Source organism: Schinkia azotoformans LMG 9581, assembly GCF_000307855.1.
In the GTDB taxonomy this organism is placed as follows: Bacteria; Bacillota; Bacilli; order Bacillales; family Bacillaceae_J; genus Schinkia; species Schinkia azotoformans.
The window spans coordinates 1-25,400 of record NZ_AJLR01000111.1 but is presented as its reverse complement, the minus strand read 5'-3'; the positions used below and the strand labels follow the sequence as shown (position 1 = coordinate 25,400).

The following is a 25,400-nucleotide window of genomic DNA, read 5'->3' as shown; positions in this document are numbered from 1 at the left end:
GAGTACTCACAGAGTGCTCTTTGTTTTTTGATTTTTTATCAAATCACTTTACATTACGGCCTTATTTAAAGATAATAGATTAAATAAGGAATTTTTCTATTCGGATAGAATATTAGGTGATCGATTTTATGGCTAACGAACAAGTACTTACAATAGAACAAGTATTAGACCTTGCAGGACGCTATTTGCCAAAGGAAGATGTAGCGTTTGTTGAAGCTGCCTATAAATATGCAGAAGCTGCCCACAGTGAACAATATCGGAAATCGGGAGAACCCTATATTATACACCCTATTCAAGTTGCCGGGATTTTAGCGGAGCTTGAAATGGACCCTGTTGCAGTTGCTGCAGGGTTTCTTCATGATGTTGTTGAAGATACAGAGGTAACTTTAAAGGATTTGGAAGTTGCATTCAATAAAGAAGTTGCGATGTTAGTTGATGGTGTTACAAAGCTTGGTAAGATTAAGTATAAATCCAAAGAAGCACAGCAAGCCGAAAACCATCGCAAAATGTTCATCGCAATGGCTCAAGATATACGGGTCATCCTAATTAAGCTTGCAGACCGTCTCCATAATATGAGAACATTGAAGCATTTGCCTCCAGAAAAGCAAAGGCGTATATCAAATGAAACGCTTGAGATATTTGCACCCCTTGCCCATCGACTTGGTATTTCAACAATCAAATGGGAACTTGAAGATACTGCATTAAGGTACTTGAATCCACAGCAATATTATCGAATCGTGAATTTGATGAAAAATAAACGTGCAGAACGCGAAAACCAGGTCCATGAAGTTATCGATGAAATTCGCAAGCGGTTGGATGAGGTTCATTTGAAGGCCGATATTTCCGGTCGTCCGAAACATATCTATAGCATTTATCGGAAAATGGTCCTTCAAAATAAACAATTTAACGAAATTTATGATTTGTTGGCAGTTCGGGTTTTAGTTGAAAGCATTAAAGACTGTTATGCCGTTCTCGGTGTTATTCATACGTGCTGGAAACCAATGCCAGGTAGGTTTAAGGATTATATTGCGATGCCAAAGGCTAATATGTATCAATCCTTGCATACGACAGTCATAGGTCCCAAAGGCGACCCATTAGAAGTTCAAATCCGAACAACTGAAATGCACCAAATCGCTGAATACGGGATTGCAGCCCACTGGGCTTATAAAGAAGGGAAGCAAATTACACAAAACCGAGAGAATCTCCAAGAGAAGATGACGTGGTTCCGTGAAATTCTTGAATGGCAGCAAGATACAAACGATGCAGAAGAATTTATGGAATCATTAAAAATTGATTTGTTTTCGGATATGGTGTTTGTGTTTACCCCTAAAGGCGATGTTTATGAATTACCTAGGGGCTCTAACCCAATTGATTTTGCTTACCGAATTCACACGGAGATTGGAAACAAAACGATTGGTTCGAAAGTGAACGGGAAGATGGTACCGCTCGACCATGTGTTAAAAACGGGTGATATCATTGAGATTTTAACATCAAAGCAATCATTTGGACCTTCCCAGGACTGGATTAAGATCTGCCAAACCTCACAGGCTAAAAATAAAATTAGGCAGTTTTTCAAGAAACAACGTCGTGAGGAAAATGTTGTCAAAGGGAAAGAGTTAGTTGAAAAAGAAATTTTAAAACATGACTTTGAACTGAAAGAAGTATTAACAGCGGAAAACCTGAACCGCGTTGCTGAAAAATTTAATTTTACCAACGAAGAAGATATGTATGCTGCGGTTGGTTATAACGGAATTACCGCTGCCCAAATAGCAACAAGATTAACAGAAAAGCTTCGCCGTAGAAAAGATCAGGTTCAGCTTGAGGAATCGCTGTTAAAAGCTGTTTCCGAGGTAAAAAGTATACCACATAAGAAGAAAAAAGATACAGGTGTCGTTGTAAAAGGCGTTGATAATCTATTAGTAAGATTATCAAAATGCTGTAATCCTGTACCTGGGGATGAAATCTTAGGATTCATTACAAAAGGGCGGGGTGTATCTGTGCACCGCACTGACTGTCCGAATATTCATACTGAGGAAGCGAAGGAAAGGCTCCTTGAAGTAGAATGGGAGGGCGGTGGTGAGGGCGGTAAAATGTACAATGTCGATATTGAAATCACCGGTTTTGACCGCCGCGGTCTTTTAAATGAAGTGCTTCAAGCAATAAATGAGGCAAAAACAAATATTACGGCAGTATCAGGTCGAACGGACCGAAATAAAATCGTTACAATCGATATTTCGATTCCAATTCAAAACGTAAATCATTTACAAAAAATTGCTGATCGAATAAAATCAATCCCTGATATTTATTCTGTACGGAGAATTATGCAGTAGGAAATAAAAAACGTAAGGCGGCCGCTAACTGAATGGCCGCCTTTTTACATAAGGAGTTGTCTACCACAATGAGAGTTGTTATTCAGAGAAGCAAACAAGCAAGTGTTCAAGTGAATGGAGAAATTGTCGGGAAAATCGAGAAAGGTTTGGTACTTTTAGTTGGCATAACTCATTCAGATACAATTGAAGATGTTAATTATATAGCTGAAAGGATAGTGAACCTTAGAATTTTTGAAGATGAAGAGGATAAAATGAATTTATCATTGCTCGATGTTGGTGGAGCTATTTTGTCAATCTCGCAGTTTACTTTATATGGGGATTGTCGTAAAGGAAGAAGACCTAACTTTATGGAAGCCGCTAAGCCGGAGTATGCGAATGAGCTTTATGAAAAATTTAATGAACGCTTGAAGTCAAAAGGTGTCCAAGTTGAAACAGGGATATTTGGCGCAATGATGGATGTTTCCTTAATCAATGACGGACCTGTTACGATCATCCTTGAAGGTAAATAAATTAGAGTAAATAAGTCGCTAAATCAAATTTTCCTTCACAAGTAATTATTTAGTAAATTGTGGGCAAGATATTACAAGACTAACTAAATAATTAGACGTGTCAATGAAGGGAATGAAGATGGTGCGATATAGCGCAAAAGGAGAACTGACAGGGAATCCGGCAAATCAATTATTTGGTGTTGATTTTCATGATTTTATGCAAAAAGAACAATCTGGAACGAGTATGGAAATTGCCCAAGAATTTGGAGTAACGCTGCGAACAGTTAAAGATTTGAAAAAGCGGCTTGAAAGAAATTAATCTTGACAAGACTGCTATTCATCCAATAAGATTGTAATTAATGCGAAAATATTATCGAAAAAAATCGATACTACATATTTAAATTTTTTGAACCTATAACGGAGAAAAGTAATTAGGATTACACATGGATAGAGAGGAAATGCCATAGGCTGAAAGCATTTCTCTATGATGACTTAATGAAGAACACTCAAGAGGTTCCACTCTGAAATAAACTATAGTAGGAGCTGGACGTGTCAGGCGTTATCTGAACAAAGTGGAAAAGCATATGGATTTAATTTTTTTGCTTTTCAACTAGGGTGGCACCACGGGTAAACTCTCGTCCCTACATTTAATGTAGGGGTGGGGGTTTTTTTGTACTGATATAAAGTTTAAAATTTTATTGGTAATCAGTATAGAAAGGACATCAAGGGCCTTCAGGTCATACCTTTAGGTACTTCCGCCATTGTGGGCGGCAAATCGTGTCTTTCTAATTTTTCGAATTCAAATTTTATTGTTCGGGAGGCTAAAACAGTTTCAAAAAAAATACACAAAACTATATAAACCTCTAAAATACTTCCAAAAATATACTTTTCCAAGGAACGTTTGTTTCTATTTATGATATAATTATCTATATCATAATAACAGAGGTTGATAAAAATGAAAGTGACTCGCACAGGTCTATTATTCATTGAAAATAAGGCTGATGAAAAAGAGTTATTTAATTTAATGGCTGTGTTTTCTTCCGCCATTCGTTTTTCGTTTAACCGACTTCTTGATGGGAAGAAAGCCGATGAATTAATTAAACAGGTCAATGCACAATTCAAATTAAATAAACGCTTTGCTGAAGATGCTGTGTTACAAGCGCAGGCTATTATTACAAGCCAAAAGGAACTACTGCCCTCACGTATCGAAGGTATTCAAGCTAAAATTAAAAAGACTGAAAAGAAATTGGATCTTTATATGTCAGGAAAACTAAAACCTAAAAAGGTTTCGTTAGCGGTTTGTCTAAAAGGTTTACATTCCAGATTAGAAAAACTAAAAGAAAAGGAAAAGGAACTGCTTAAACATCAAGAACACAATTCAATTCCAACCGTCATTTTCGGTGGAAAACGTAACTTTTTTGACCGAATGGAAAACAAAATTTCGAAAGAGAAATGGAAGGAAATTCGTTCTAATACCCTTTATTCTCGTGGAGATAAATCCAAAAAGGGAAATTTGAATACACGTATCGTTTGGAACGAAACAGATCATCAATTTTATCTTGAAGTCGCGAATCCACTTCTAGCAAAAGAAGGCAAACATAGCCCAAGATTACTATTTAAATTGAATATACCTGATAAGTATTTCGATGAAATCGTCAATGTTGTGATGCCGAATATAGCAGGGGCTACTCCTAATGGAAAATCCATCGAAGAATACAATGTGTATTCTATTGAATTAAAACGTAAGAATAAAAAGGTGTACGTGCATATTACACACGATATCAACACTTTAGGTTCAATGTTGAAATGGGACGAAAAGATAACCTCTGATATTGTGGCAGGAATTGATGTGAACATTGATAAAATTGCTGTTTCTATTTTGACAAAACAAGGGAATTTACTTGAAAGTAAAACCTTTTACTGTCACGAAATGGAATATGTGAAAAGTAACCGCAGGACAAATATTGCAGGCGAATTGGCAAAAGAAATAATGGATTACCTTCTTTCTTGGAATGTCGGTGCTTTCGTTTTAGAAGATATAAAAATAAAACAGGATCATGATACAAATCGTCGAGTTAATCGATTAACTCATTCTTTTGCGAAAACCAAAATGCAAAAAGCGTTAATTTTAAGAGGAGTAAAGTTTGGATTTAAAATTAAAATGGTCAATCCAGCTTATACATCTGTGATCGGACGTTTTAAATACACCAAAATGTACGGATTATCTGTTCATGAAGCAGCTTCTTTCGTGATTGGAAGAAGAGGTCTTTATTTTGAAGAAAAACTTCCAAAAGAAGTATTAAAACAAATACAAAACGTTGTGAAACCGCATTTAGTTAAAACTCTCGGGACAATGGAAGTATCCGAGAAAAAAACAAAAACAGGTAAGCAGCGAAGAAAATATATTGGGATGCTTTTAAATAACATTGACACATTTAAAGAAAATCATATTTGGAAATTATGGAATGTTATTCATAAAACATTACGATTAGAGAACCATGTATTTAAATTGAAGGAGGTGTAAACCTCGGTTACTAAAGTAGACCTTGCGAAAGGCTGACCTAGAAGGAATGGTCTTTCGTATTGCTGGCTCTAACAGAGCACCGCAGGTTGTTTTGCACATCTGGTGCATGACAGAGGTTAGATCCCTCTCCTGACGGAATGACGTGAGAATCGTCACAGAAGTCCCAGTTTCTTGGTTCGGGGGCGAAGGTACCACTATAAAAAATAAATGATAGTTTTTTATAGATTTTAGTAACCAGGGAAAAAATATGGCGATTAATATTCCACGCGGTACGCAGGATATCCTACCAGGTGTAGTTGAAGAATGGCAGTATGTGGAACAAAAAATGAGAGAAATTACGAAACGATATAATTATAGCGAAATTCGTACACCGATTTTTGAACAAACAGAGCTGTTCCAAAGAGGTGTAGGTGAAACGACAGATATTGTTCAAAAAGAAATGTATACATTCGAAGATCGTGGTGGTCGCAGCATGACATTGCGTCCGGAAGGGACTGCTCCAACTGTTCGATCTTATGTTGAAAATAAAATGTATGGAGACCCCAACCAGCCAACGAAGCTATTTTACATAGGTCAAATGTTTCGCTACGAACGCCCACAAGCAGGCCGTTGGCGCCAATTCGTCCAATTTGGGGTAGAAGCCCTTGGCAGTAATGACCCTGCGATTGACGCAGAGGTTATAGCGCTCGCTATGGATGTATACCGGGAACTGGGCCTAAAACATTTAAAGCTTGTGATTAACAGCCTAGGGGATCTTGAAAGCCGAAAAGAGCACCGTAATGCTTTAATAGCCCATTTTAAACCAAGAATCGGTGAGTTTTGTTCAGATTGTCAAAGCCGACTTGAGAAAAACCCAATGAGAATTTTAGACTGTAAAAAAGACCGTGATCATGAATTGATGAAATCGGCTCCATCCATTTTAGATTATTTAAACGAGGAATCGCAAGCCTTCTTTGAAAAAGTAAAAATGTATTTAACAGACATAGGTGTCGAGTTTGAAATCGATTCACGTTTAGTGCGTGGCTTAGATTACTATAATCACACTGCCTTTGAAATCATGAGTGATGCAGAAGGTTTTGGTGCGATTACCACTTTAATGGGTGGAGGACGTTATAATGGCCTCACTGAAGAAATTGGCGGCCCAGCAACACCGGGAATTGGCTTTGCGTTAAGTATTGAGAGATTACTTTTAGCCTTAAAAGCCGAGGGTATTACTCTGCCGATTGAAAAAGGACTTGATTGCTATCTTGTTGCCCTTGGAGATTCGGCCAGAGACAAATCGGCTTCTCTTTTATATGAATTAAGAAAAGCGGGGTTCACAGCTGATAAGGACTACCAGGATCGCAAATTAAAAGCTCAATTTAAAGCGGCGGACCGTCTGAATGTTAAATATGTTGCAGTGCTTGGTGAAGACGAGCTTGCTAAAAATGTAATTAATGTAAAAGACATGGCAACTGGTACACAAGAAGAAGTTCAGCTGTCAAACTTTATCGAATATTTACTTGAAAGAAGTTAAGGAGGATTTAGGAATGTCAGAGTTAGGAAGAAGTCATTATTGTGGTGAATTACGTGAAGAGCATGTTGGTGAGTCCGTTCAATTAAAAGGCTGGGTTCAAAAAAGACGTGACCTTGGTGGTCTAATCTTTTTAGATTTAAGGGACCGTACAGGGATTATCCAAGTTGTTTTTAGCCCGGAAGTTTCAGGTGAAGAAAATGTTAAAATTGCTGACCGTGTAAGAAGTGAGTATGTTTTAGATATTAAAGGAAAAGTTGTTGCACGTGCGGAAGGTACTTTTAATAATAAAATTCCAACTGGAACAATTGAAGTTTTAGCTGAAGAAATAGCGATTATTAATGCATCCAAAACACCGCCATTTATGATTGAAGACGATGTTGATGCATCTGAAGAACTTCGCTTGAAATATCGTTATCTTGATCTTCGCCGTCCGGAAATGTTTAATACATTAAAAATGCGTCATCAAGTATCTACAACAATCCGTAATTTCTTAGACCAACACGGTTTCTTAGATGTAGAGACACCAATTTTAACAAAAAGTACCCCTGAAGGAGCACGCGACTATCTAGTTCCAAGTCGTGTTCATGAAGGTCAATTTTATGCGTTGCCACAATCACCACAGCTGTTCAAACAGCTATTAATGGTTTCAGGTATTGATCGTTATTATCAAATCGCACGTTGTTTCCGTGATGAGGACCTTCGTGCCGATCGTCAACCTGAGTTTACACAAGTTGATATTGAGACTTCATTTTTAGATAAAGAAGATTTAATTGCCTTAATGGAAAAAATGATGACATTAGTGCTTAAAGAAGTAAAAGGCGTTAACATCCAAACTCCATTCCCTCGGATGACTTATGACGAAGCAATGTCACGTTACGGATCTGATAAGCCGGATACACGTTTCGGTATGGAGCTTGTGGATGTCGGCGAATTAGTAAAAGATACTGAGTTTAAAGTATTTGCCAATGCAATTTCAGGCGGCGGACAAGTTAAAGCGATTAACGTAAAAGGTGCTGCTGAAAAATACTCTAGAAAAGATATCGATGCGTTAATGGAATATGTAAGCCGTTACGGAGCAAAAGGGTTGGCTTGGTTTAAAGTGGAGGAAGATGGCTTGAAAGGTCCGATTTCTAAGTTCTTCAATGAAGACCAACAAGCTGGAATTCAAAAAACTCTTGAGGCAGAAGTTGGAGACTTACTTTTGTTAGTAGCTGATTCCAAGCAGGTTGTTGCAGATAGCTTAGGCGCTCTTCGCGGGAAGCTTGCAAAGGATTTACAATTAATCGATGAAAACAAATTCAATTTCTTATGGATTACGGATTGGCCGCTCTTAGAGTTTGATGCGGATGCTGGCCGTTATTTCGCAGCGCACCATCCATTCACAATGCCGGTGCGTGAAGATTTGCCATTATTAGAAACAAATCCTGGTCAAGTTCGTGCACAAGCCTATGACATCGTCTTAAACGGCTACGAGCTTGGCGGCGGTTCTTCACGTATTTATGAGCGTGATATTCAAGAAAAAATGTTCAAAGTTCTAGGAATGCCTGAAGAGGAAGCTCGCGAACAATTTGGCTTCTTATTAGATGCGTTTGATTATGGAACACCTCCACATGGTGGTATAGCGATTGGACTTGATCGTTTTGTTATGCTTCTTGCTGGACGCACAAATCTTCGCGATACAATTGCGTTCCCGAAAACTGCAAGTGCAAGCGACATTATGACAAATGCACCAAGTCATGTTAGTCATGATCAATTATTGGAATTGAATTTACAGGTTAAACTATAAATCATATTGATATTAAAACATCAATATGTTAAGATTTAAATACAAAGTCCTGAGGTGCACGTTATTTAACCTATTCGTTTTGACCGAACATATTAACTAGGGGAGCTTGGAGTTTTCTAGTTACGTACATGCCTCAATCGGAAGCTGGCATTTCCGCCGCCCGGAGGAAGTACAAAGGCCTGAAATAGAGCACCCACCTGCTTTAAGCGGGTTCAAAACAAAGGCCGAGTGACGACACAAACGGGACTTTCATACTTAAGAATGATAACCCTAAGCATAGAGTTGCTTAGGGTTTTTTATGCAAATTAATATTCCGCAAGTCGAATATTTTTAACCAAGAATATTGTTATTCAGTTGATTACCAAGTAAAATTATAGGAAAAGTAAACCTGAATGAAACGAATCAATTTAGGATAAAACATTACTAATTCATACGTTTTGGAGAGTGAAAACATTGCTACATCAATTTTCTAGAAATGAACTTGCCTTTGGTAAAGAAGGATTGGATTTATTAAAAAATACGACTGTTGCCGTCTTAGGTATTGGCGGTGTCGGCTCTTTTGCAGCAGAGTCATTAGCACGTACAGGGGTGGGCAGATTAGTTTTAATAGATAAGGACGATGTCGATATAACGAATGTTAACAGACAGTTAATTGCTCTATTATCAACGATTGGAAAATCGAAGGCAGAACTGATGAAGGAACGCATTGCTGACATTAATCCAGAGTGTGAAGTTATTGCCTTAAAAATGTTTTATACGGAAGAAACATACGAAGAAATTTTTAATTATGGGTTGGATTTTGTCATTGATGCATCAGATACAATTATTTATAAAATCCATTTAATGAAGGAATGTTTAAAAAGAAACATACCGATCATATCAAGTATGGGTGCGGCTAACAAAATGGATCCTACGCGCTTTAGAATTGCCGACATTTCCAAAACCCATACAGATCCGATTGCCAAGGTTGTTCGTCAGAAGCTTCGCAAAGAAGGGATACGCAAGGGTATTCCAGTAGTCTTTTCAGATGAAAGCCCGATTGTCATTCGTGAAGAAATTAGAAAAGAAATTGCTAATGAGAATTCAGCAATTAGAAAGGCAAAAATGCCACCTGCTTCAAATGCTTTTTGCCCTTCAACTGCAGGCTTAATCATGGGAGCATATGTAGTTCAACAAATTTTAAAAGATATTAAAATCGATAGGGTAGCTCCGGAATAGGAAAAGCGGAAGCGCTGGACAAAAAATGAGGCTGAACATTCAGCCTCATTTTGCAATTTGTCCAAAATCATCATTGTTAAGATTGTTTGGATCGGTAAACGAAACCATCCGTCTGGCTCTATCCATTATTTGTACAAGAGCTTGATAATCCTCTTGAATAACGATATTTTCCTGCTTTAATCGCTGTAACGTTCTTTCTATTTTTTCTTTTTCCTCTAACAAGTGTCGATTTTCTCTGTTAAGTCTTTCATTTTCAGACTGTAAAATTTGAGAATTCATTCCTAAATTTTTTACTGAATAAAGATAGGAAATCACGGAATCTAAATTAATTTCGTTCGCAAATTCTTCCTTTATTTCTACTTGTCTAGTTAATAGCTCATTGGTTTTATTGATATTATTATATGTTGTGTAATCGAATACGGTTTCCACCGTTTTTGCTTGCGCGGGGGCAGTCGTTTGCGCTGGGACCGATACTTCATTCACCATAGATTGGTGGTTGTGATTAATATATTGCTGTGATTGCCCCGCTAGAGCTCTTTTCCGATCTTTTCGCTGCTTTTTCGCTAGTTCCATCGCTTGGTAGTATTTCTTGCGTACCTCAGCATTCCAACGGAATCCACAAGCTGCCGATGTTCTATTTAATTTATCACCAACCTCTTCAAAAGCGTTCAACTGTGTACTGCCTTCGCGAATATGCCGTAATACCGTCTCTGCTAAAAGCAGGTCATCTTCATGGGACCATGCGTCCTGTCTAATTTTCATATGTTCATCTCCCTAATATCTAGTTTCTAGTAGTTTGCCCAATTGTAATATGATTATACTTTTGCAAACCAATGCTAGTTTTAGGGAATGATATAAAGTAGACTTATCGGTCCTTTTTCTTTTTTAGCTCCTCAAGTCGTTCATAAACCTTTGAAAAGTGCTTTTCTTGTCCGCTTTCCTTTGGGGAATAGTATTGCTTGTCCTTTAATAGATCAGGCAAATACTGTTGCTTTACCCAGGAATTAGGGTAATCATGGGGGTATTTATAGCCTGTGCCATGCCCCATTACGGCTGCTCCCTTGTAATGGGCATCTTTTAAATGGGGTGGAATTTCACCAATCAATCCTTTCCTTACATCTTCAATCGCTGCATCTAAAGCTTTATAGGCACTATTTGATTTAGGTGATAGACATAGTTCAATGACTACGTTCGCTAAAGGTATTCTTGCCTCCGGTAAACCTAGGCGTTCGACCGCTTCGACTGCCGCTACAGTATGGACACCGACCTCTGGTGCAGAAAGTCCTATATCTTCGTAGGCAATTACTATTAATCTGCGACAAATAGAAGTTATGTCCCCACCTTCGATCAGTCTAGCTAAATAATGGAGAGCAGCGGAAACGTCACTTCCACGAATGGACTTTTGCAGGCAGGATAAAAGATTATAAAAGATATCACCATGTTTATCATGGGAAAACCCTTTATTTTCAACGCATTCTTTTACTACTTCGATTTCGACCTCTATTTTTCCTGATTTGTTGTTTTTGGATGCACGTGTTATTTCTTCTAGAGTATTTAAAGCTGATCGGGCATCCCCATTTGTTGAAACAGAAATCATTTCGACGGCTTCTTTTGATATTTCGATATTCATTTTTCCTAAGCCGCGCTCTTCATCTAACAAAGCGCGCCATAATAATTCTTCTAGGTCACTTGGCATAAGTGGCTTTAATTCTTTAATTTGTCCGCATCTGCTCCTAATCGCAGGATTTACATCGTGAAATGGGTTTTCTGTCGTAGCCCCGATTAAGGTAATTAATCCGCGTTCTACATGTGGTAAAAGATAGTCTTGCTGTGCTTTATTAAATCTATGAATTTCATCAATAAATAAAATTAATTTACCTTCTGCTTTTGCGATTTCAACCGCTTGTTCTATTTCTTTTTTTCCGGCTGTTGTTGCATTGATACCTTCAAACGGAAAACTAACGGTCCCGGCGATTGCTTTGGCAATCGATGTTTTTCCTACACCTGGAGGCCCGTAAAGCAACATAGAAGGAACATATCCATTTTGAATCATCTTATAAAGTGAAGTACCTTTACCTATCACATGTTTTTGACCGACGATCTCATCTATATTACGAGGTCGCATTCGATAAGAGAGGGGTTCCTCAACTAAGAAATCAAACAGCAATCAAATCACCTCTTTTTTATTGCTCCTTTTAATACTTTATCATATAATTTCATGCTTTTCTTATATTTCATATTTGCTAAATATCGTGCTACAATTACATAATGTGCATTTGATTAGGAGAGAAGGATTTATATGAGAAAATGGTTAGTTTACTTAATTGGGCTGTTAATCATGACCTTAGGTCTTGTTTTGGTGATTGTAGCTAATCTTGGTAGTGCCCCATGGGATGTCCTTCATATCGGCCTTTATAAACAGTTTGGTTTAACGATAGGAAGCTGGTCGATCATTGTTGGTGTATTTGTACTTGGTTCTTCCGCAATTTTGTCAAAAGCTATCCCTAAAATAGGTGCATTTTTAAATATGCTCTTATGTGGAATTTTTATCGACATGTATATGTTAATACCATGGCTTGATACACCGGAAACGATGCTCGGTCAATTTATTATGTTGTTAATTGGAATCATCCTTAATGCTTATGGGATGGCTATTTATATTTCAGCAAATGTTGGGACTGGTCCAAGAGATAGTCTAATGTTAGCCCTTATGCAAAGGACAGGAATAAAGGTACAATGGGTTCGACTAATTATGGAGGTTACTGTTTTGGCGGTGGGTTGGATGTTAGGTGGCCCGGTCGGTATTGGAACCGTCATCCTCAGTTTATTAATCGGCCATATAGCCGGATTTGCCCTGCCGCAATGCCAAAAAATGACAGATTATTGGTTGAAGAAGAGACCCGTTGAGGTTATCGAAGATCGTGTGCCAAACAATAGCTTATAACATCAAAAGGCACTTTTAATCATTTCATGGTATAATAGCGGTGACTAAGATGCGTCGGAAATTGTCGTAAAATAACTTCATTCTGTAGAGTTTCCCTATTGCACAAATGACTTGAGGTATACAGATTAGTATATAAATTCAATGGGCTCCAATCTTAGGCTGAATGAAGTTAAAGCCTCCGGCGCAAATATGCCGAGGCATATTTGATAAGGAGTGAAAACTGTGAAAATTTCTACAAAAGGTCGTTACGGGCTGACGATCATGATTGCGTTGGCGAAAAAACAAGGAGAGGGACCTATTCCTCTTAAAAATATCGCAAAAGACCATGATTTATCAGAGCATTATCTTGAGCAATTGATTGCCCCTTTACGCAATGCTGGTTTAGTAAAAAGTATCCGCGGGGCATATGGTGGTTATATTTTAGCAAGGGATGCCGAAAATATTACAGCAGGTGATATTATTCGAGTTCTTGAGGGACCAATTAGTCCTGTTGAAGTTTTGGAGGATGAAGAGCCTGCAAAGCGTGAATTATGGATAAAAATTAGAGATGCGGTAAAAGAGGTACTAGATACAACAACACTTCAATATCTTGCAGATTATGAAGGCGACAACGCTCAAGATGCCTATATGTTCTACATTTAACTTAAAAGTTAAGCCTCCGGCGGATGCCTCAGATTTTCAAAGGTAGTTTTTCGAGCGAGCTCGAAAAAATCTGGGTGCAAATACGCCAAGGCGTATTTGATTAGGTAGGTGAAATTATGCAACAACGAATTTACTTAGACCATGCAGCTACAACTCCAGCTCACCCTGAGGTGGCTCGGGTGATGATGGACTGTATGGTAAATACTTTCGGAAACCCATCAAGTATTCATTCCTTTGGAAGACAAGCGCGACATATAATTGATGATGCAAGGGCTTTTATTGCTAAATCCATTAATGCATCAGAAAATGAAATTATTTTTACAAGCGGTGGTACTGAAGCTGATAATACTGCACTATTCGGGGTCGCTATGGCAAATAAAGAAAAGGGAAATCACATCATAACAACTTCGATTGAACATCATGCTATTTTACACACTTGCAATCAGCTAGAAAAAGAAGGCTTTGAGATTACCTATTTGCCAGTAAATGAATTTGGAGAAATTAATTTAGATGCATTAAAGGCGGCAATTACAGAGTCTACGATATTAGTATCTATCATGTATGGGAATAATGAGGTTGGAACGATTCAACCGATAAAGGAAATTGGTGAATTGCTCTCTGATTCTCCTATAATATTCCACTCTGATGCAGTTCAAGCATATGGCACGCAGCTAATTGACGTTAAAGATTTGCATTTAGATTTAATGTCAGTATCTGCTCATAAAATAAAAGGTCCAAAAGGGATTGGATTTTTATATGCAAAAAATGGGATAAAATTTGTTCCGCGCCAATATGGCGGGGAGCAGGAACGGAAACGCCGTGCTGGAACAGAAAATGTAGCTGGAATTGCTGGCTTTAAAGAGGCTGTACGTCTTGCCCACGATGGATTACAGGGGAAAATTGAGAAATATGAACAATTTAAACATCGGATGGCATCTATTTTCGAACAAGAAAAAATTCAGTTTGAAATCAACGGAGAAGGTGCAAAATCCTCTCTACCCCATGTCTTAAATATTTCATTTTCCGGAACCAATGTTGAATCAATGCTAGTAAATCTTGATTTAGCAGGTATTGCTGCCTCTAGCGGGTCTGCATGTACAGCAGGGTCGATTGAACCTTCCCATGTTCTCGTGGCAATGTTTGGGAATGAATCAAGCAGAACTACTAATTCAATTCGATTTAGTTTTGGTTTCGAAAATACGTTGGACGAAATTGAAAAAGCGGCATTAAGTATAACGAAAATTGTAAAAAAAATAACAGAACGATAAAAGGATAGGAGGTGACCAAGTTGAACAATCCTAAAACTCCGGCTGAGACAAGAGTTGTCGTCGGCATGTCTGGTGGTGTTGATTCATCTGTTGCGGCATTACTATTGAAGCAACAAGGTTATGATGTAATCGGCATTTTTATGAAAAACTGGGACGACACTGATGAAAATGGTGTTTGTACGGCTACTGAAGACTTTAATGATGTTGTTCGCGTCTGTAATCAAATTGACATCCCCTATTATGCTGTAAATTTTGAAAAACAATATTGGGATAAGGTGTTTACGTATTTTTTAGACGAATATAAAGCTGGGCGTACCCCAAATCCGGACGTAATGTGTAATAAAGAAATTAAATTTAAAGCTTTTCTAGAGCATGCCCTTACATTAGGTGCGGATTATTTAGCAACAGGTCACTATGCACAAGTTGAATACCGTGATGGCGAATATAAAATGCTCCGTGGTGTGGATGATAATAAAGATCAGACCTACTTTCTTAATCAATTAGGTCAGGCACAGCTTTCTAAAGTTATGTTTCCATTAGGGCACCTGCCAAAATCTGAAGTCCGCAAAATTGCAGCAGAAGCAGGTTTAGCGACAGCTACTAAAAAGGATAGCACTGGAATTTGTTTTATTGGTGAACGTAATTTCAAAGAATTTTTAAGTAATTACTTACCGGCACAGCCTGGGAAAATGACGACATTAGATGGTGAAGTTAAAGGTACTCATGAAGGCCTTATGTATCATACAATCGGCCAAAGGCATGGTCTAGGAATTGGCGGCTCTGGGGAACCATGGTTTGCGATCGGTAAAAACTTAAAGGAAAACGTTCTTTACGTTGGACAAGGCTTTCATAACGATGCTCTATATTCCGATTCCCTCATCGCAGTTAATGGAAGCTGGGTGAGCGATCGAAAGCCAACTGAACCATTTGTTTGTACAGCCAAATTCCGCTACCGTCAACCGGATATCCCGGTAACAGTGGAAATAATCGAAGAAGATAAAGTTAGAGTAATATTTGGTGAACCGGTTAGGGCGATTACACCAGGGCAATCTGTCGTTTTTTATAATGGTGACGAATGCTTAGGTGGGGCAACCATTGATGCGGTATATAAAAATAATGAACGTTTGACATACGTGTAGGAAGAAGCAAGAGATGGTTCTCTTGCTTCTTAATTTTAGAAGGAGGAGACAAAATGATAGATAAAAATAGCATAGGAATTCAATATATGCAGCAAGGAAAATATGAAGAAGCAGCCCGAATTTTTAATGAAATTCTTGAGCAAGACCCCAATGATCCTATCGCCTATATAAATTTTGGTAATTTACTTGCAGCAGTAGGGGAAAATGTCCGCGCCATCGCCTTTTTTAATAAGGCTATTGAAATCGATGATTCTTTAGCAACTGCGTATTTTGGAGCAGGAAATACATACTACAATCAGGAAGATTATGTGAAAGCTAAGGATAACTTTGAACAAGCGGTAAAGCTTGGGCTTCAGGAAGCAGATGTTTATTTTATGCTCGCGATGTGTTTAGCCCAGCTGGGTCAGGAAAAGTTAGCCTTACCATATTTCCAAAGAGCGATTGAATTGAATGATTTAGATGAAGAAGCCCATTTTCAATATGGTTTATGTTTGGCATTGCTGGAAATGGTTGATGAAGCAATACCTCATTTTGAAAAAACAATCGAATTAAATGATGAGCATCCTGATGCCTATTACAACTTGGGCGTTGCTTATGCTTTCAAAGATCAATCTGAAAAAGCACTTGAGATGTTTGAAAATGCTTTAAACATTCAACCGGACCATTTCTTGGCTGCAAACGGAAAGAAAAATGTTGAGGAATTCTTTCGTAAGCATTAAAGGGGAATAACAATGGAAAAACAGCAATCAATGGATTTAATGGAAGAACAAAAGAAATATATAAAAGGAAAGGTCATTGTTATGATTTTTCACAATGAACAAACATTATATTCAGTTGCGAGAATTCGAATTACCGAGACGAACGAGCAATATGAGGATAAAGAAGTTGTTGTTGCTGGTTATTTCCCATATATACATGAAGATGAGGTCTATACATTTTTTGGTAACCTTCACAACCACCCTAGACACGGGCTGCAATATCAAGTCAACCAATTTCGGAAGGAATTGCCTCAATCAAAGGATGGAATCATCCAATACCTTTCCAGTGATTTATTTGTAGGTATCGGTAAAAAAACAGCTAAAAAAATTGTTGATACATTAGGAGAAAGGGCTATTTCCAAAATTTTAGAAAACCCTTCTGTTTTGACAACGATACCGAAATTGCCTGAGGAAAAAGCAAAATTGCTTTATGATACTTTAAAGCATCACCAAGGGCTAGAACAAATCATGATTTCCCTATCAAATTACGGCTTTGGTCCACAGCTTTCGATGAAAATTTATCAAACCTATAAGGAAGATACACTCGAAATTATTCAAAATAATCCTTATAAAATGATTGAGGATGTTGAAGGAATTGGTTTTGCCAGAGCCGATGAATTAGGACAGGCACTTGGTATATCTGGTAATCATCCAGACCGAATCCGAGCAGGCTGTATCTATATTTTAAACCAGCAATCTATACAAGAGGGTCATGTTTACTTAAAGTTGGAGCCTTTTTTGTTACAAGTTTATAAATTGATTAACGAAAAAGCAAAAGGGAACAAGGTTTCGGAAATCGACATTTCTCGGGAAATAATTGGTCTTGGTGAAGAAGGAAAAATTATCATTGAAGAGGACAGAGTTTATCTGCCATCGCTTTATTTTTCCGAAAAGGGCTTAGTTACAAGCTTAAAGAAAATTACGGAACAGAGTGAGTTTACTGAACAATTTCCTGAATCTGAATTTTTAAAGGCACTCGGAGGTTTGGAGGAAAGATTAAAGGTCCAATATGCGCCTTCACAGAAAAAAGCAATTCAGACCGCTATTTCTTCTCCATTAATGATTTTAACCGGAGGTCCAGGCACTGGAAAAACGACTGTAATTAAAGGGATTGTCGAAATCTATTCGGAGCTGCACGGCTGTTCCTTAAATCCTAAAGATTATGATAAGGATGACGGCTTTCCTATTATCCTTTGCGCCCCGACAGGCAGAGCGGCAAAACGAATGACGGAATCCACGGGTCTTCCGGCTGTAACCATTCATCGTCTTCTTGGTTGGAATGGCTCTGAAGGCTTCAGTCATGATGAAGATAATCCAATTGACGGAAAGCTTGTCATTATCGATGAATTTTCGATGGTTGATGTGTGGCTTGCTAATCAGCTATTTAAAGCGTTGCCTCAGAAAATTCAGGTAATCATTGTTGGAGATGAGGATCAATTACCTTCTGTAGGCCCTGGTCAGGTGCTAAAGGATTTGCTTAGAACTGAAAAGATTGACGTTGTGCGTTTAACAGATATTTATCGTCAATCTGAAGGCTCATCCATTATTGATTTAGCACACAGTATGAAGGTTGGTGTAATTCCTGAGGATATAGCCAAACCTAAAGTGGACAGAGCCTTTTTTAAATGTAAACAAGACCAAGTGTTGGATGTCGTTCGCCAGGTTAGTGCAAATGCACTAAAAAAAGGATATACGGCTAAGGATGTTCAAGTGCTTGCTCCAATGTATAGAGGCTCAGCTGGTATTGATGCTTTAAATAAAATGCTCCAAAATTTGTTTAATCCAAAAGCTGATGGGCGACGAGAGCTTTTGTTCGGTGAAATAGTTTACCGTGTCGGCGATAAAGTATTGCAGCTTATGAATCAACCCGATGATAATGTATTTAACGGGGACATTGGTGAAATTGTGAGCATCATTTATGCCAAAGAAAATATAGAGAAGCAAGATCAAATCATTATCAGCTATGAAGGAACCGAAGTGTTGTATACAAGACAGGATCTGAATAATATTACCCATGCCTATTGCTGCTCTATCCATAAATCACAAGGTAGTGAATTTCCAATTGTCATTTTGCCGATAGTGAAAGGGTATTATCGGATGCTAAGGAGAAATTTAATTTATACAGCTGTTACTCGTAGTAAAGATTATTTGATTCTGTGCGGGGAAGAGGATGCATTAAGAAATGGCGTGTTGCGCCAAGATGAAGGTTTAAGACAAACGACATTGGCGGAGAAAATTATAGAGCGGTTTGAGGGAACTGATGTCCAAGAACACGGAAATGAAAACATGGAAACATTATCTCCGTATGATTTTATGTAAATTCCGTAATATAAGTATGAGTTGACTAAGGTGGTGCGGTCGACTCAAGTGTATGAATGTTCGAGGGGTGGGGTCCTTATGCGAACGTTCTCGTCGATTAAAGACTTACCAGTTTATGACATAAGTTCTGGGAAGGAACTTGGAAAAGTATTGGATCTTTGTTTCGATAAAATGGGCACTGTAAACGGGTTAATGATGGATACAAAGGGGCTATTGAAAAAAAACAAACTCATACCTCTTTCCCAGATTTTCTCTTTTGGAGCGGATGGGATCATGTTAGCTAATGAACCGGAAGAAGAGCGTATGACTCAAAAGTTGATGGGAATGCATTTTCTTGAAAACGGCCAAGACCGAATCATTGGTAAACCTTTAGTGACAAGCGAAGGTGAAAAGCTTGGATTGGTAGAAGATGTATATTTTAAAGAAGAATTGGGAACCATTGTAGGGTATGAAGTTACAGATGGATTTTTTGCCGATATGACGGAAGGTCGAAAGATTTTTAAATCAAGAAACCCTTTAACTATCGGTGAAAATGTCGTAATCGTTGATCTAAAAGAAAACGAAAATAGATAAGAAATAAAATCATACATGTTGTAAGGAAAGAGGAGTGACAGTACCCTATGATGAAGTGCCCTAATTGTGCCAGTAAAGATATTGGAAAGATCGGTGTGAACCAATATTATTGCTGGAACTGCTTTATTGAATTATCAGTAAACAAAGATCGTTTCTTTACCCATCAAGTGGAAGAAGACGGTACACTCAGTTCATTAGATGATCTTTTTTCGGAAGAGGATTTGCGATTAGAAATGTAAACTTTCTTCTAGGGGTGACGGTTCTTATGAATAAAACAATGACATCGCTACTAGCTTTAGGAATTGGTGCAGCTGCTTATAGTATGAGTAAAGGGAACAATAATATAATAAATGCCCGGACAATGAAGAGAATGCGAAAACGTATTTCCAAGGCTATTTATTAAAAAATAAATGATTTGTAAGGGCTGAGGCTAAATCCTCAGCCTTTTTAACTATATTTAGTAGAAGCACTACTGAATATAGTTAAAGCCTCCGGCAAGCCTTGCGATTTTTAAAGGTAGATTTTCGAGCAAGCTCGAAGAAATCTGGGCACAAATACGCCAAGGCGCATTTGATTAGAAATGGAGTTGGGTGGTTATGGGATTTTCCCGGAGTTATAAATGGTTAATACGGGCCGCTACATTATTGATCGTTTTTTTGTGCATTTTCGTATTTCTTAAGCTGACTCCAATTTGGGAACCCATTTACCGGATCATTTTAACCGTTTTTATGCCAGTTCTTATTTCGGGTTTTATCACCTATTTATTGCTTCCAATAGTGGAAGGACTTTATAACCGGGGAATTCCTAGAACAGTTGCAATTTTAGGCATTTATTTGTTATTTTTCGGAGGAATCGGTTTTGGCCTTTATAAGCTGTTCCCACAAATAATTAAACAATTAAAGGATTTAAGTGAAAATCTTCCATATTTAATGAATACATACCGTACATGGATTGAAGAAATCGATTTTCAAACGAAAAATTTTCCGGAAGAAATTCATACACGTATTGAACAAGGAATTAGCGGTGTTGAAACTGCAGTGAATCAATTCATTTCATCTATTATGACATTTTTGAAAGGATTGCTCAATTCTCTTGTACTTATTGCCCTTATACCGTTAATTGTATTTTATCTGTTAAAAGATATAAGCTTATTTAAAAAAGCAGCATGGTATATGACACCAAGGAAATGGAGAAGAGCAGGAATGGAGTTGTTAAAAGACATTGATGAATCGCTTGGTAATTACATAAGGGGACAGCTGTTTGTTTGTATCATTATTGGTGTTGTAGCCTCAGCGGCACTTTGGATTGCAGATATGAGTTACCCGCTATTATTGGGAAGCATTATTGGGGTGACGAATATTATTCCTTATTTCGGACCGATTATTGGGGCTGTACCAACGATCATTGTAGCCTCGACAATATCTATAAAAATGGTCATTATTGTAGCTATTATTATTGGTATTCTGCAATTCCTAGAAGGAAATATTCTATCTCCATTAATAGTTGGAAAAAGTCTTCGTATGCACCCCGTTGTGATCATTTTAGCTTTACTCGCAGGCGAAGAGATAGGCGGAGTTATCGGTTTGATATTGGCTGTCCCAGTTCTCGCTATTTTGCGGGTGATGGTCACTCATTTAAAACTTAACTTCGAAAAACAAACACAAGAAACTATCGATTAACGTTTGACAAATATTGCAGTATTTGTCTAAAATGGGTTAGTAATGTTTAACTTTATTTTGATTATAACCGAATGATGACGGAACGAAGTAGATTATAGCCCATTTAAAAGAGAAGAGTTTCCCTAGGCTGAAAGGAACTCTAAATGAAGGGTAATCGAACGCTACTCCTGAGTGCTTGGATTTAAAGCTAAGCCGTTTACCGCGTTAAGGTAGTGAAAGGTGATGAAAATTCTCCGAATGGAAGGGATTTTCGTAATCAGGGTGGTACCGCGAGGATAATAGCTCTCGTCCCTGCAGTTTACTGTAGGGATGGGAGCTTTTTTAACTTTATAAAAAATTAATTTTACATAATTAGGAGGATTTAATAATGAAAAAATTAACAGCTGCCCAAATTCGGCAAATGTACTTAGATTTCTTTAAGGAAAAAGGACATGCTGTGGAACCAAGCCGTTCCCTCATTCCGCATGAAGATCCATCATTATTATGGATTAACAGTGGGGTTGCCACATTAAAAAAATACTTTGATGGACGTGTTATTCCTGAGAATCCGCGTATTTGTAATGCCCAAAAGTCCATTCGTACCAATGACATTGAAAATGTAGGGAAAACTGCACGACATCATACATTCTTTGAAATGCTTGGAAATTTCTCAATCGGCGATTATTTTAAAAAAGAAGCGATTGAATTTGCATGGGAATTTTTAACGAGTGAGAAGTGGCTTGGACTTGAGCCTGAAAAACTATCAGTAACCATCCATCCCGAGGATAATGAAGCGTATGATTATTGGTTAAACGATATTGGAATCCCTGCTGAAAGAATCATTCGCATTGAAGGAAACTTCTGGGATATCGGGGAAGGTCCAAGTGGTCCAAATACGGAGATTTTCTATGACCGTGGCGAAGCATTTGGAAATGACCCTAATGACCCTGAGTTATATCCAGGTGGAGAAAATGAAAGATACCTCGAAATCTGGAACTTAGTTTTCTCTGAATTTAACCATAACCCAGACCATACTTATACGCCGCTTCCAAAGAAAAATATTGATACGGGAATGGGCTTAGAGCGTGTAGCTTCTGTCATGCAAGAGGTTCCAACCAACTTTGATACAGACCTTTTTATGCCAATTATTCAGGCAACCGAAGAAATTTCAGGTCAAAAATATAATGAAAGCACTGAAAAAGATGAGGCATTTAAAGTTATTGCAGATCATATTCGTACAGTAACTTTTGCGGTTGGTGATGGTGCCCTTCCTTCAAACGAAGGCCGTGGCTACGTATTACGTCGATTACTGCGCCGTGCTGTTCGTTATGCAAAGAAAATAAATATTAATCGTCCATTTATGTTTGAACTTGTACCAGTAGTTGGAGAAATTATGGTTGATTTTTATCCGGAGGTAAAGGAAAAAACTGAATTTATTCAAAAGGTTATTAAAAACGAAGAAGAGCGATTCCATGAAACATTACATGAGGGTCTAGCTATTCTTTCCGAGGTTATTAAAAAAGCCAAAAGCCAAGGAAGTACTGTTATTCCTGGCGAAGATGCCTTCCGTTTATATGATACATATGGCTTCCCGTATGAGTTGACAGAGGAGTATGCCGAGGAAGAGGGCATGACGATCGACAAAGATGGCTTTAATGTACAAATGGAGAAACAACGCGAGAGAGCTCGTAGTGCACGCCATGATGAAGGCTCCATGCAAGTACAAGGTGGTGTACTTGGAGATATTAAGATTGAAAGTAAATTTATCGGTTATGACCAAGTTGATGCAGAGTCTCTGATTGAAGTTGTTTTACAAAACAATGAATTTATTGAACATGTTCAAACAGGTGATGAGGCCCAAATTATTCTGGATGTGACACCGTTCTATGCAGAATCTGGTGGTCAGATTGCTGACCAAGGATATTTAGTCAATGACGGGCTGACACTTTGTGTTAAAGATGTTCAAAAAGCACCAAATGGGCAGCATCTTCATTCCGTTGTTGTTGAAAAAGGCATCTTAACTAAAGGCGTGAAAGTAACAGCAAAAATTGATGAAGTAAAGCGTAATGCGATCATTAAAAACCATACGGCAACACACTTGCTGCACCAAGCGTTAAAGGATGTTCTTGGCAACCATGTTGCACAGGCTGGTTCATTAGTCTCACCGGATCGCTTGCGTTTTGACTTCTCTCATTTCGGACAAGTAAAGCCGGAGGAACTGGATAAAGTAGAAGCGATTGTAAACGATAAAATTTGGAATAGCCTTGATGTGGAAATCTCTCAAAAAGCCTTAAAAGAAGCAAAAGAAATGGGTGCAATGGCTCTATTTGGCGAAAAATATGGAGATGTTGTACGTGTGGTTAAGGTCGGGGATTACAGTTTAGAGCTTTGCGGAGGTTGTCACGTATCGAATTCAGCGCAAATCGGTTTATTTAAAATCGTTTCTGAATCCGGTATCGGTGCAGGAACTCGTCGTATCGAAGCCGTTACAGGACAAGGTGCATATCTATTAATGAATGACCAAATCAATATCTTAAAAGAAGCTGCTAATAAATTAAAAACGAATTTAAAAGATGTGCCTGCTAGAGTCGAGGCATTGCATGGTGAACTTCGTCAGCTCGAGCGTGAAAATGAATCATTGTCTGCGAAATTAAGCAATATTGAATCATCTAACCTTGTGAATGAAGTAAAAGAAATCAACGGAGTAAAACTGCTTGCGAAGAAGGTAAATGTTAAAGACATGAATAGCCTTCGTACAATGGTAGACGACTTAAAAGGAAAATTAGGTTCAGCGGTGATTATCCTTGGAGCAGTAAGTGATGATAAAGTGAATCTTACAGCCGGAGTAACAAAGGATTTAATAGAAAAGGGCTATCATGCCGGAAAATTAATTAAAGAGGTTGCGACACGTTGTGGTGGTGGTGGTGGTGGCCGTCCGGATATGGCCCAAGCCGGTGGAAAAAATCCAGAACAACTAGTAGATGCCTTAAATTATGCAGAAGAGTGGATGAAATCTATTTCGTAAATGCTTCAATATAGTGTACAATGGATATATGAACATGAAAAAGAGCGAGAGTCTAATCTCTCACTCACTTCTAGAACGGAGGTGTCATGATGAGCTCACTGGATAATACGATGCGATTTAATTTTCAAGAAGAGCCAATTGATACAAATGTGAAGGATGTACTTTTTACAGTATATGAAGCCTTACAGGAAAAAGGTTATAATCCGATTAACCAAATAGTAGGCTATTTACTTTCAGGCGACCCTGCCTATATCCCACGCCACAAGGATGCACGTAATATTATTCGCAAACTTGAAAGAGACGAATTAATTGAAGAATTAGTGAAATCCTATTTAGAGACTCATCGGGAAGGCACAAACTAATGAGAGTGATTGGCTTAGATGTAGGTACAAAAACGATCGGTGTTGCTGTCAGCGATGAACTAGGATGGACTGCACAAGGTATTGAAACAATTAAAATAGATGCAGATCAAAATGATTATGGGCTTGACCGGATTAAGACATTTATTAATGAGTATAATCCTGAAAAGATAGTTGTTGGTTTTCCAAAAAATATGAACGGAACAGTAGGTCCGCGTGGGGAAGCTTGCCTGGAATTTGCTGAACTTTTGAAAAAGAAATTTCATATTGAGGTAGTTCTTTGGGATGAAAGACTATCAACTATGGCTGCTGAACGGATCTTACTAAGTGGTGACGTCAGTCGTAAAAAGCGAAAAAAAGTAATAGATAAAATGGCAGCTGTCATGATTTTGCAAGGATACCTTGATAGTAAACAATAAGGAGTGGAAACTAATGGCTAAAGAAGAAAAAGAACGAATTATTATTCCAGATGAAAACGGTGAAGAGCATCTATTTGAAGTTTTATTTACGTTTGATGTAGAAGAATCTGGTAAATCCTATATGGTAGTAGAACCTGTCGGCGCTAGCGACGAAGACGAAGAAGTTGAAGTATTTGCCTTCCGTTTCGAAGATGGTGAAGATGAAGAAGACCTTGCTTTATTCCCTATTGAAACTGATGAAGAGTGGGATATAGTTGAAGAGATGTTAAACACCTTCTCAGAACAAGAAGAGGACGAAGAATAATAATATAGTTTAAAAGGCGGACCTGTACTGGTTCGTCTTTTTTAGATCACCAAAACGATTAATCCTCACCAAACAGAGTTCGCAGCCCGTTTGATAATAGATAACAAAGATTAATCCTCACCAAACAGAG

23 protein-coding genes, 1 other RNA gene and 2 other annotated features are annotated in these 25,400 nt (G+C 38.1%); of the genes, 22 read left to right on the top strand and 2 right to left on the bottom strand.

Features of this window, described 5'->3' with window-relative positions; all coding sequences use genetic code 11:
* Positions 1-128: 128 nt before the first annotated feature.
* From BAZO_RS11810 to BAZO_RS11780, 8 genes are all read left to right on the top strand, one after another.
* Positions 129-2,330, top strand: coding sequence for a RelA/SpoT family protein (locus tag BAZO_RS11810; RefSeq protein ID WP_003331766.1), 2,202 nt, complete (start codon positions 129-131; stop codon positions 2,328-2,330).
* A gap of 68 nt (positions 2,331-2,398) precedes the next feature.
* Positions 2,399-2,839 carry a D-aminoacyl-tRNA deacylase gene (dtd, locus tag BAZO_RS11805; protein WP_003331765.1) on the top strand — a complete coding sequence of 147 codons (441 nt, stop codon included), beginning with the start codon at positions 2,399-2,401 and terminating at the stop codon, positions 2,837-2,839.
* A 121-nt stretch (positions 2,840-2,960) separates the two neighbouring features.
* On the top strand, positions 2,961-3,137 hold the full coding sequence (locus tag BAZO_RS11800; protein WP_003331764.1) for a hypothetical protein: 177 nt from the start codon (positions 2,961-2,963) through the stop codon (positions 3,135-3,137).
* A gap of 86 nt (positions 3,138-3,223) precedes the next feature.
* Positions 3,224-3,464, top strand: a binding site (T-box leader).
* Between the two features lie 309 nt (positions 3,465-3,773).
* A complete protein-coding gene (locus BAZO_RS11795; RefSeq protein ID WP_003331763.1) occupies positions 3,774-5,342 on the top strand; it encodes an IS200/IS605 family accessory protein TnpB-related protein in 1,569 nt (522 codons plus the stop codon).
* 247 nt (positions 5,343-5,589) lie between these two features.
* Complete coding sequence (gene hisS / locus BAZO_RS11790) at positions 5,590-6,858, top strand: histidine--tRNA ligase (RefSeq protein ID WP_003331762.1); 1,269 nt, start codon at positions 5,590-5,592, stop codon at positions 6,856-6,858.
* 13 nt (positions 6,859-6,871) lie between these two features.
* The gene (aspS, locus tag BAZO_RS11785) at positions 6,872-8,644 is read left to right on the top strand and encodes an aspartate--tRNA ligase (protein WP_003331761.1); all 1,773 of its coding nucleotides are present in this window, start codon (positions 6,872-6,874) and stop codon (positions 8,642-8,644) included.
* Between the two features lie 43 nt (positions 8,645-8,687).
* A non-coding RNA gene (ssrS, locus tag BAZO_RS21765) (6S RNA) lies at positions 8,688-8,895 on the top strand.
* A gap of 202 nt (positions 8,896-9,097) precedes the next feature.
* Positions 9,098-9,862 carry a tRNA threonylcarbamoyladenosine dehydratase gene (locus BAZO_RS11780; protein ID WP_003331760.1) on the top strand — a complete coding sequence of 255 codons (765 nt, stop codon included), beginning with the start codon at positions 9,098-9,100 and terminating at the stop codon, positions 9,860-9,862.
* Between the two features lie 45 nt (positions 9,863-9,907).
* Here BAZO_RS11780 and BAZO_RS11775 read toward each other — a convergent pair whose 3' ends face one another.
* Together BAZO_RS11775 and BAZO_RS11770 are read right to left on the bottom strand one after the other, a co-directional pair.
* On the bottom strand, positions 9,908-10,624 hold the full coding sequence (locus tag BAZO_RS11775) for an RsfA family transcriptional regulator (RefSeq protein WP_003331759.1): 717 nt from the start codon (positions 10,622-10,624) through the stop codon (positions 9,908-9,910).
* Between the two features lie 103 nt (positions 10,625-10,727).
* Entirely contained in the window at positions 10,728-11,987 is a 1,260-nt protein-coding gene (locus tag BAZO_RS11770; protein ID WP_039957477.1) for a replication-associated recombination protein A, read from the bottom strand.
* A gap of 174 nt (positions 11,988-12,161) precedes the next feature.
* Here BAZO_RS11770 and BAZO_RS11765 point away from each other — a divergent pair, with 174 nt between their 5' ends.
* The 14 genes from BAZO_RS11765 to BAZO_RS11705 all read left to right on the top strand — a co-directional run bounded on the left by BAZO_RS11765 (position 12,162) and on the right by BAZO_RS11705 (position 25,270).
* The gene (locus BAZO_RS11765) at positions 12,162-12,806 is read left to right on the top strand and encodes a YczE/YyaS/YitT family protein (RefSeq protein WP_003331757.1); all 645 of its coding nucleotides are present in this window, start codon (positions 12,162-12,164) and stop codon (positions 12,804-12,806) included.
* Positions 12,807-13,028: 222 nt separating this feature from the next.
* Positions 13,029-13,448, top strand: coding sequence for a cysteine metabolism transcriptional regulator CymR (gene cymR / locus BAZO_RS11760; protein ID WP_003331756.1), 420 nt, complete (start codon positions 13,029-13,031; stop codon positions 13,446-13,448).
* 116 nt (positions 13,449-13,564) lie between these two features.
* Positions 13,565-14,716 (top strand): cysteine desulfurase family protein, encoded by a 1,152-nt coding sequence (locus tag BAZO_RS11755; RefSeq protein WP_039957471.1) that lies wholly within the window; start codon positions 13,565-13,567, stop codon positions 14,714-14,716.
* A gap of 20 nt (positions 14,717-14,736) precedes the next feature.
* Entirely contained in the window at positions 14,737-15,855 is a 1,119-nt protein-coding gene (gene mnmA, locus BAZO_RS11750; RefSeq protein ID WP_003331753.1) for a tRNA 2-thiouridine(34) synthase MnmA, read from the top strand.
* Positions 15,856-15,908: 53 nt separating this feature from the next.
* Positions 15,909-16,574 carry a tetratricopeptide repeat protein gene (locus BAZO_RS11745; protein ID WP_003331752.1) on the top strand — a complete coding sequence of 222 codons (666 nt, stop codon included), beginning with the start codon at positions 15,909-15,911 and terminating at the stop codon, positions 16,572-16,574.
* Positions 16,575-16,586: 12 nt separating this feature from the next.
* Positions 16,587-18,932 carry an SF1B family DNA helicase RecD2 gene (gene recD2 / locus BAZO_RS11740; RefSeq protein WP_003331751.1) on the top strand — a complete coding sequence of 782 codons (2,346 nt, stop codon included), beginning with the start codon at positions 16,587-16,589 and terminating at the stop codon, positions 18,930-18,932.
* Between the two features lie 78 nt (positions 18,933-19,010).
* A complete protein-coding gene (locus tag BAZO_RS11735; RefSeq protein WP_003331750.1) occupies positions 19,011-19,505 on the top strand; it encodes a PRC-barrel domain-containing protein in 495 nt (164 codons plus the stop codon).
* 47 nt (positions 19,506-19,552) lie between these two features.
* Positions 19,553-19,744 carry a hypothetical protein gene (locus tag BAZO_RS11730; protein WP_003331749.1) on the top strand — a complete coding sequence of 64 codons (192 nt, stop codon included), beginning with the start codon at positions 19,553-19,555 and terminating at the stop codon, positions 19,742-19,744.
* Positions 19,745-19,770: 26 nt separating this feature from the next.
* Positions 19,771-19,908: a YrzQ family protein gene (locus BAZO_RS21760; protein ID WP_003331748.1), complete on the top strand. Its 138-nt coding sequence runs from the start codon at positions 19,771-19,773 to the stop codon at positions 19,906-19,908.
* A 193-nt stretch (positions 19,909-20,101) separates the two neighbouring features.
* Positions 20,102-21,184, top strand: coding sequence for an AI-2E family transporter (locus BAZO_RS11725; protein ID WP_003331747.1), 1,083 nt, complete (start codon positions 20,102-20,104; stop codon positions 21,182-21,184).
* Positions 21,185-21,249: 65 nt separating this feature from the next.
* Positions 21,250-21,480: a binding site (T-box leader), on the top strand.
* 71 nt (positions 21,481-21,551) lie between these two features.
* Positions 21,552-24,188, top strand: coding sequence for an alanine--tRNA ligase (gene alaS / locus BAZO_RS11720; protein WP_003331746.1), 2,637 nt, complete (start codon positions 21,552-21,554; stop codon positions 24,186-24,188).
* A gap of 89 nt (positions 24,189-24,277) precedes the next feature.
* Entirely contained in the window at positions 24,278-24,550 is a 273-nt protein-coding gene (locus BAZO_RS11715; protein ID WP_003331745.1) for an IreB family regulatory phosphoprotein, read from the top strand.
* The gene (ruvX, locus tag BAZO_RS11710) at positions 24,550-24,966 is read left to right on the top strand and encodes a Holliday junction resolvase RuvX (protein WP_003331744.1); all 417 of its coding nucleotides are present in this window, start codon (positions 24,550-24,552) and stop codon (positions 24,964-24,966) included. Before BAZO_RS11715 ends, ruvX begins: the two co-directional genes overlap by 1 nt.
* A 13-nt stretch (positions 24,967-24,979) precedes the next feature.
* Complete coding sequence (locus BAZO_RS11705) at positions 24,980-25,270, top strand: DUF1292 domain-containing protein (RefSeq protein WP_003331743.1); 291 nt, start codon at positions 24,980-24,982, stop codon at positions 25,268-25,270.
* Positions 25,271-25,400: the final 130 nt, after the last annotated feature.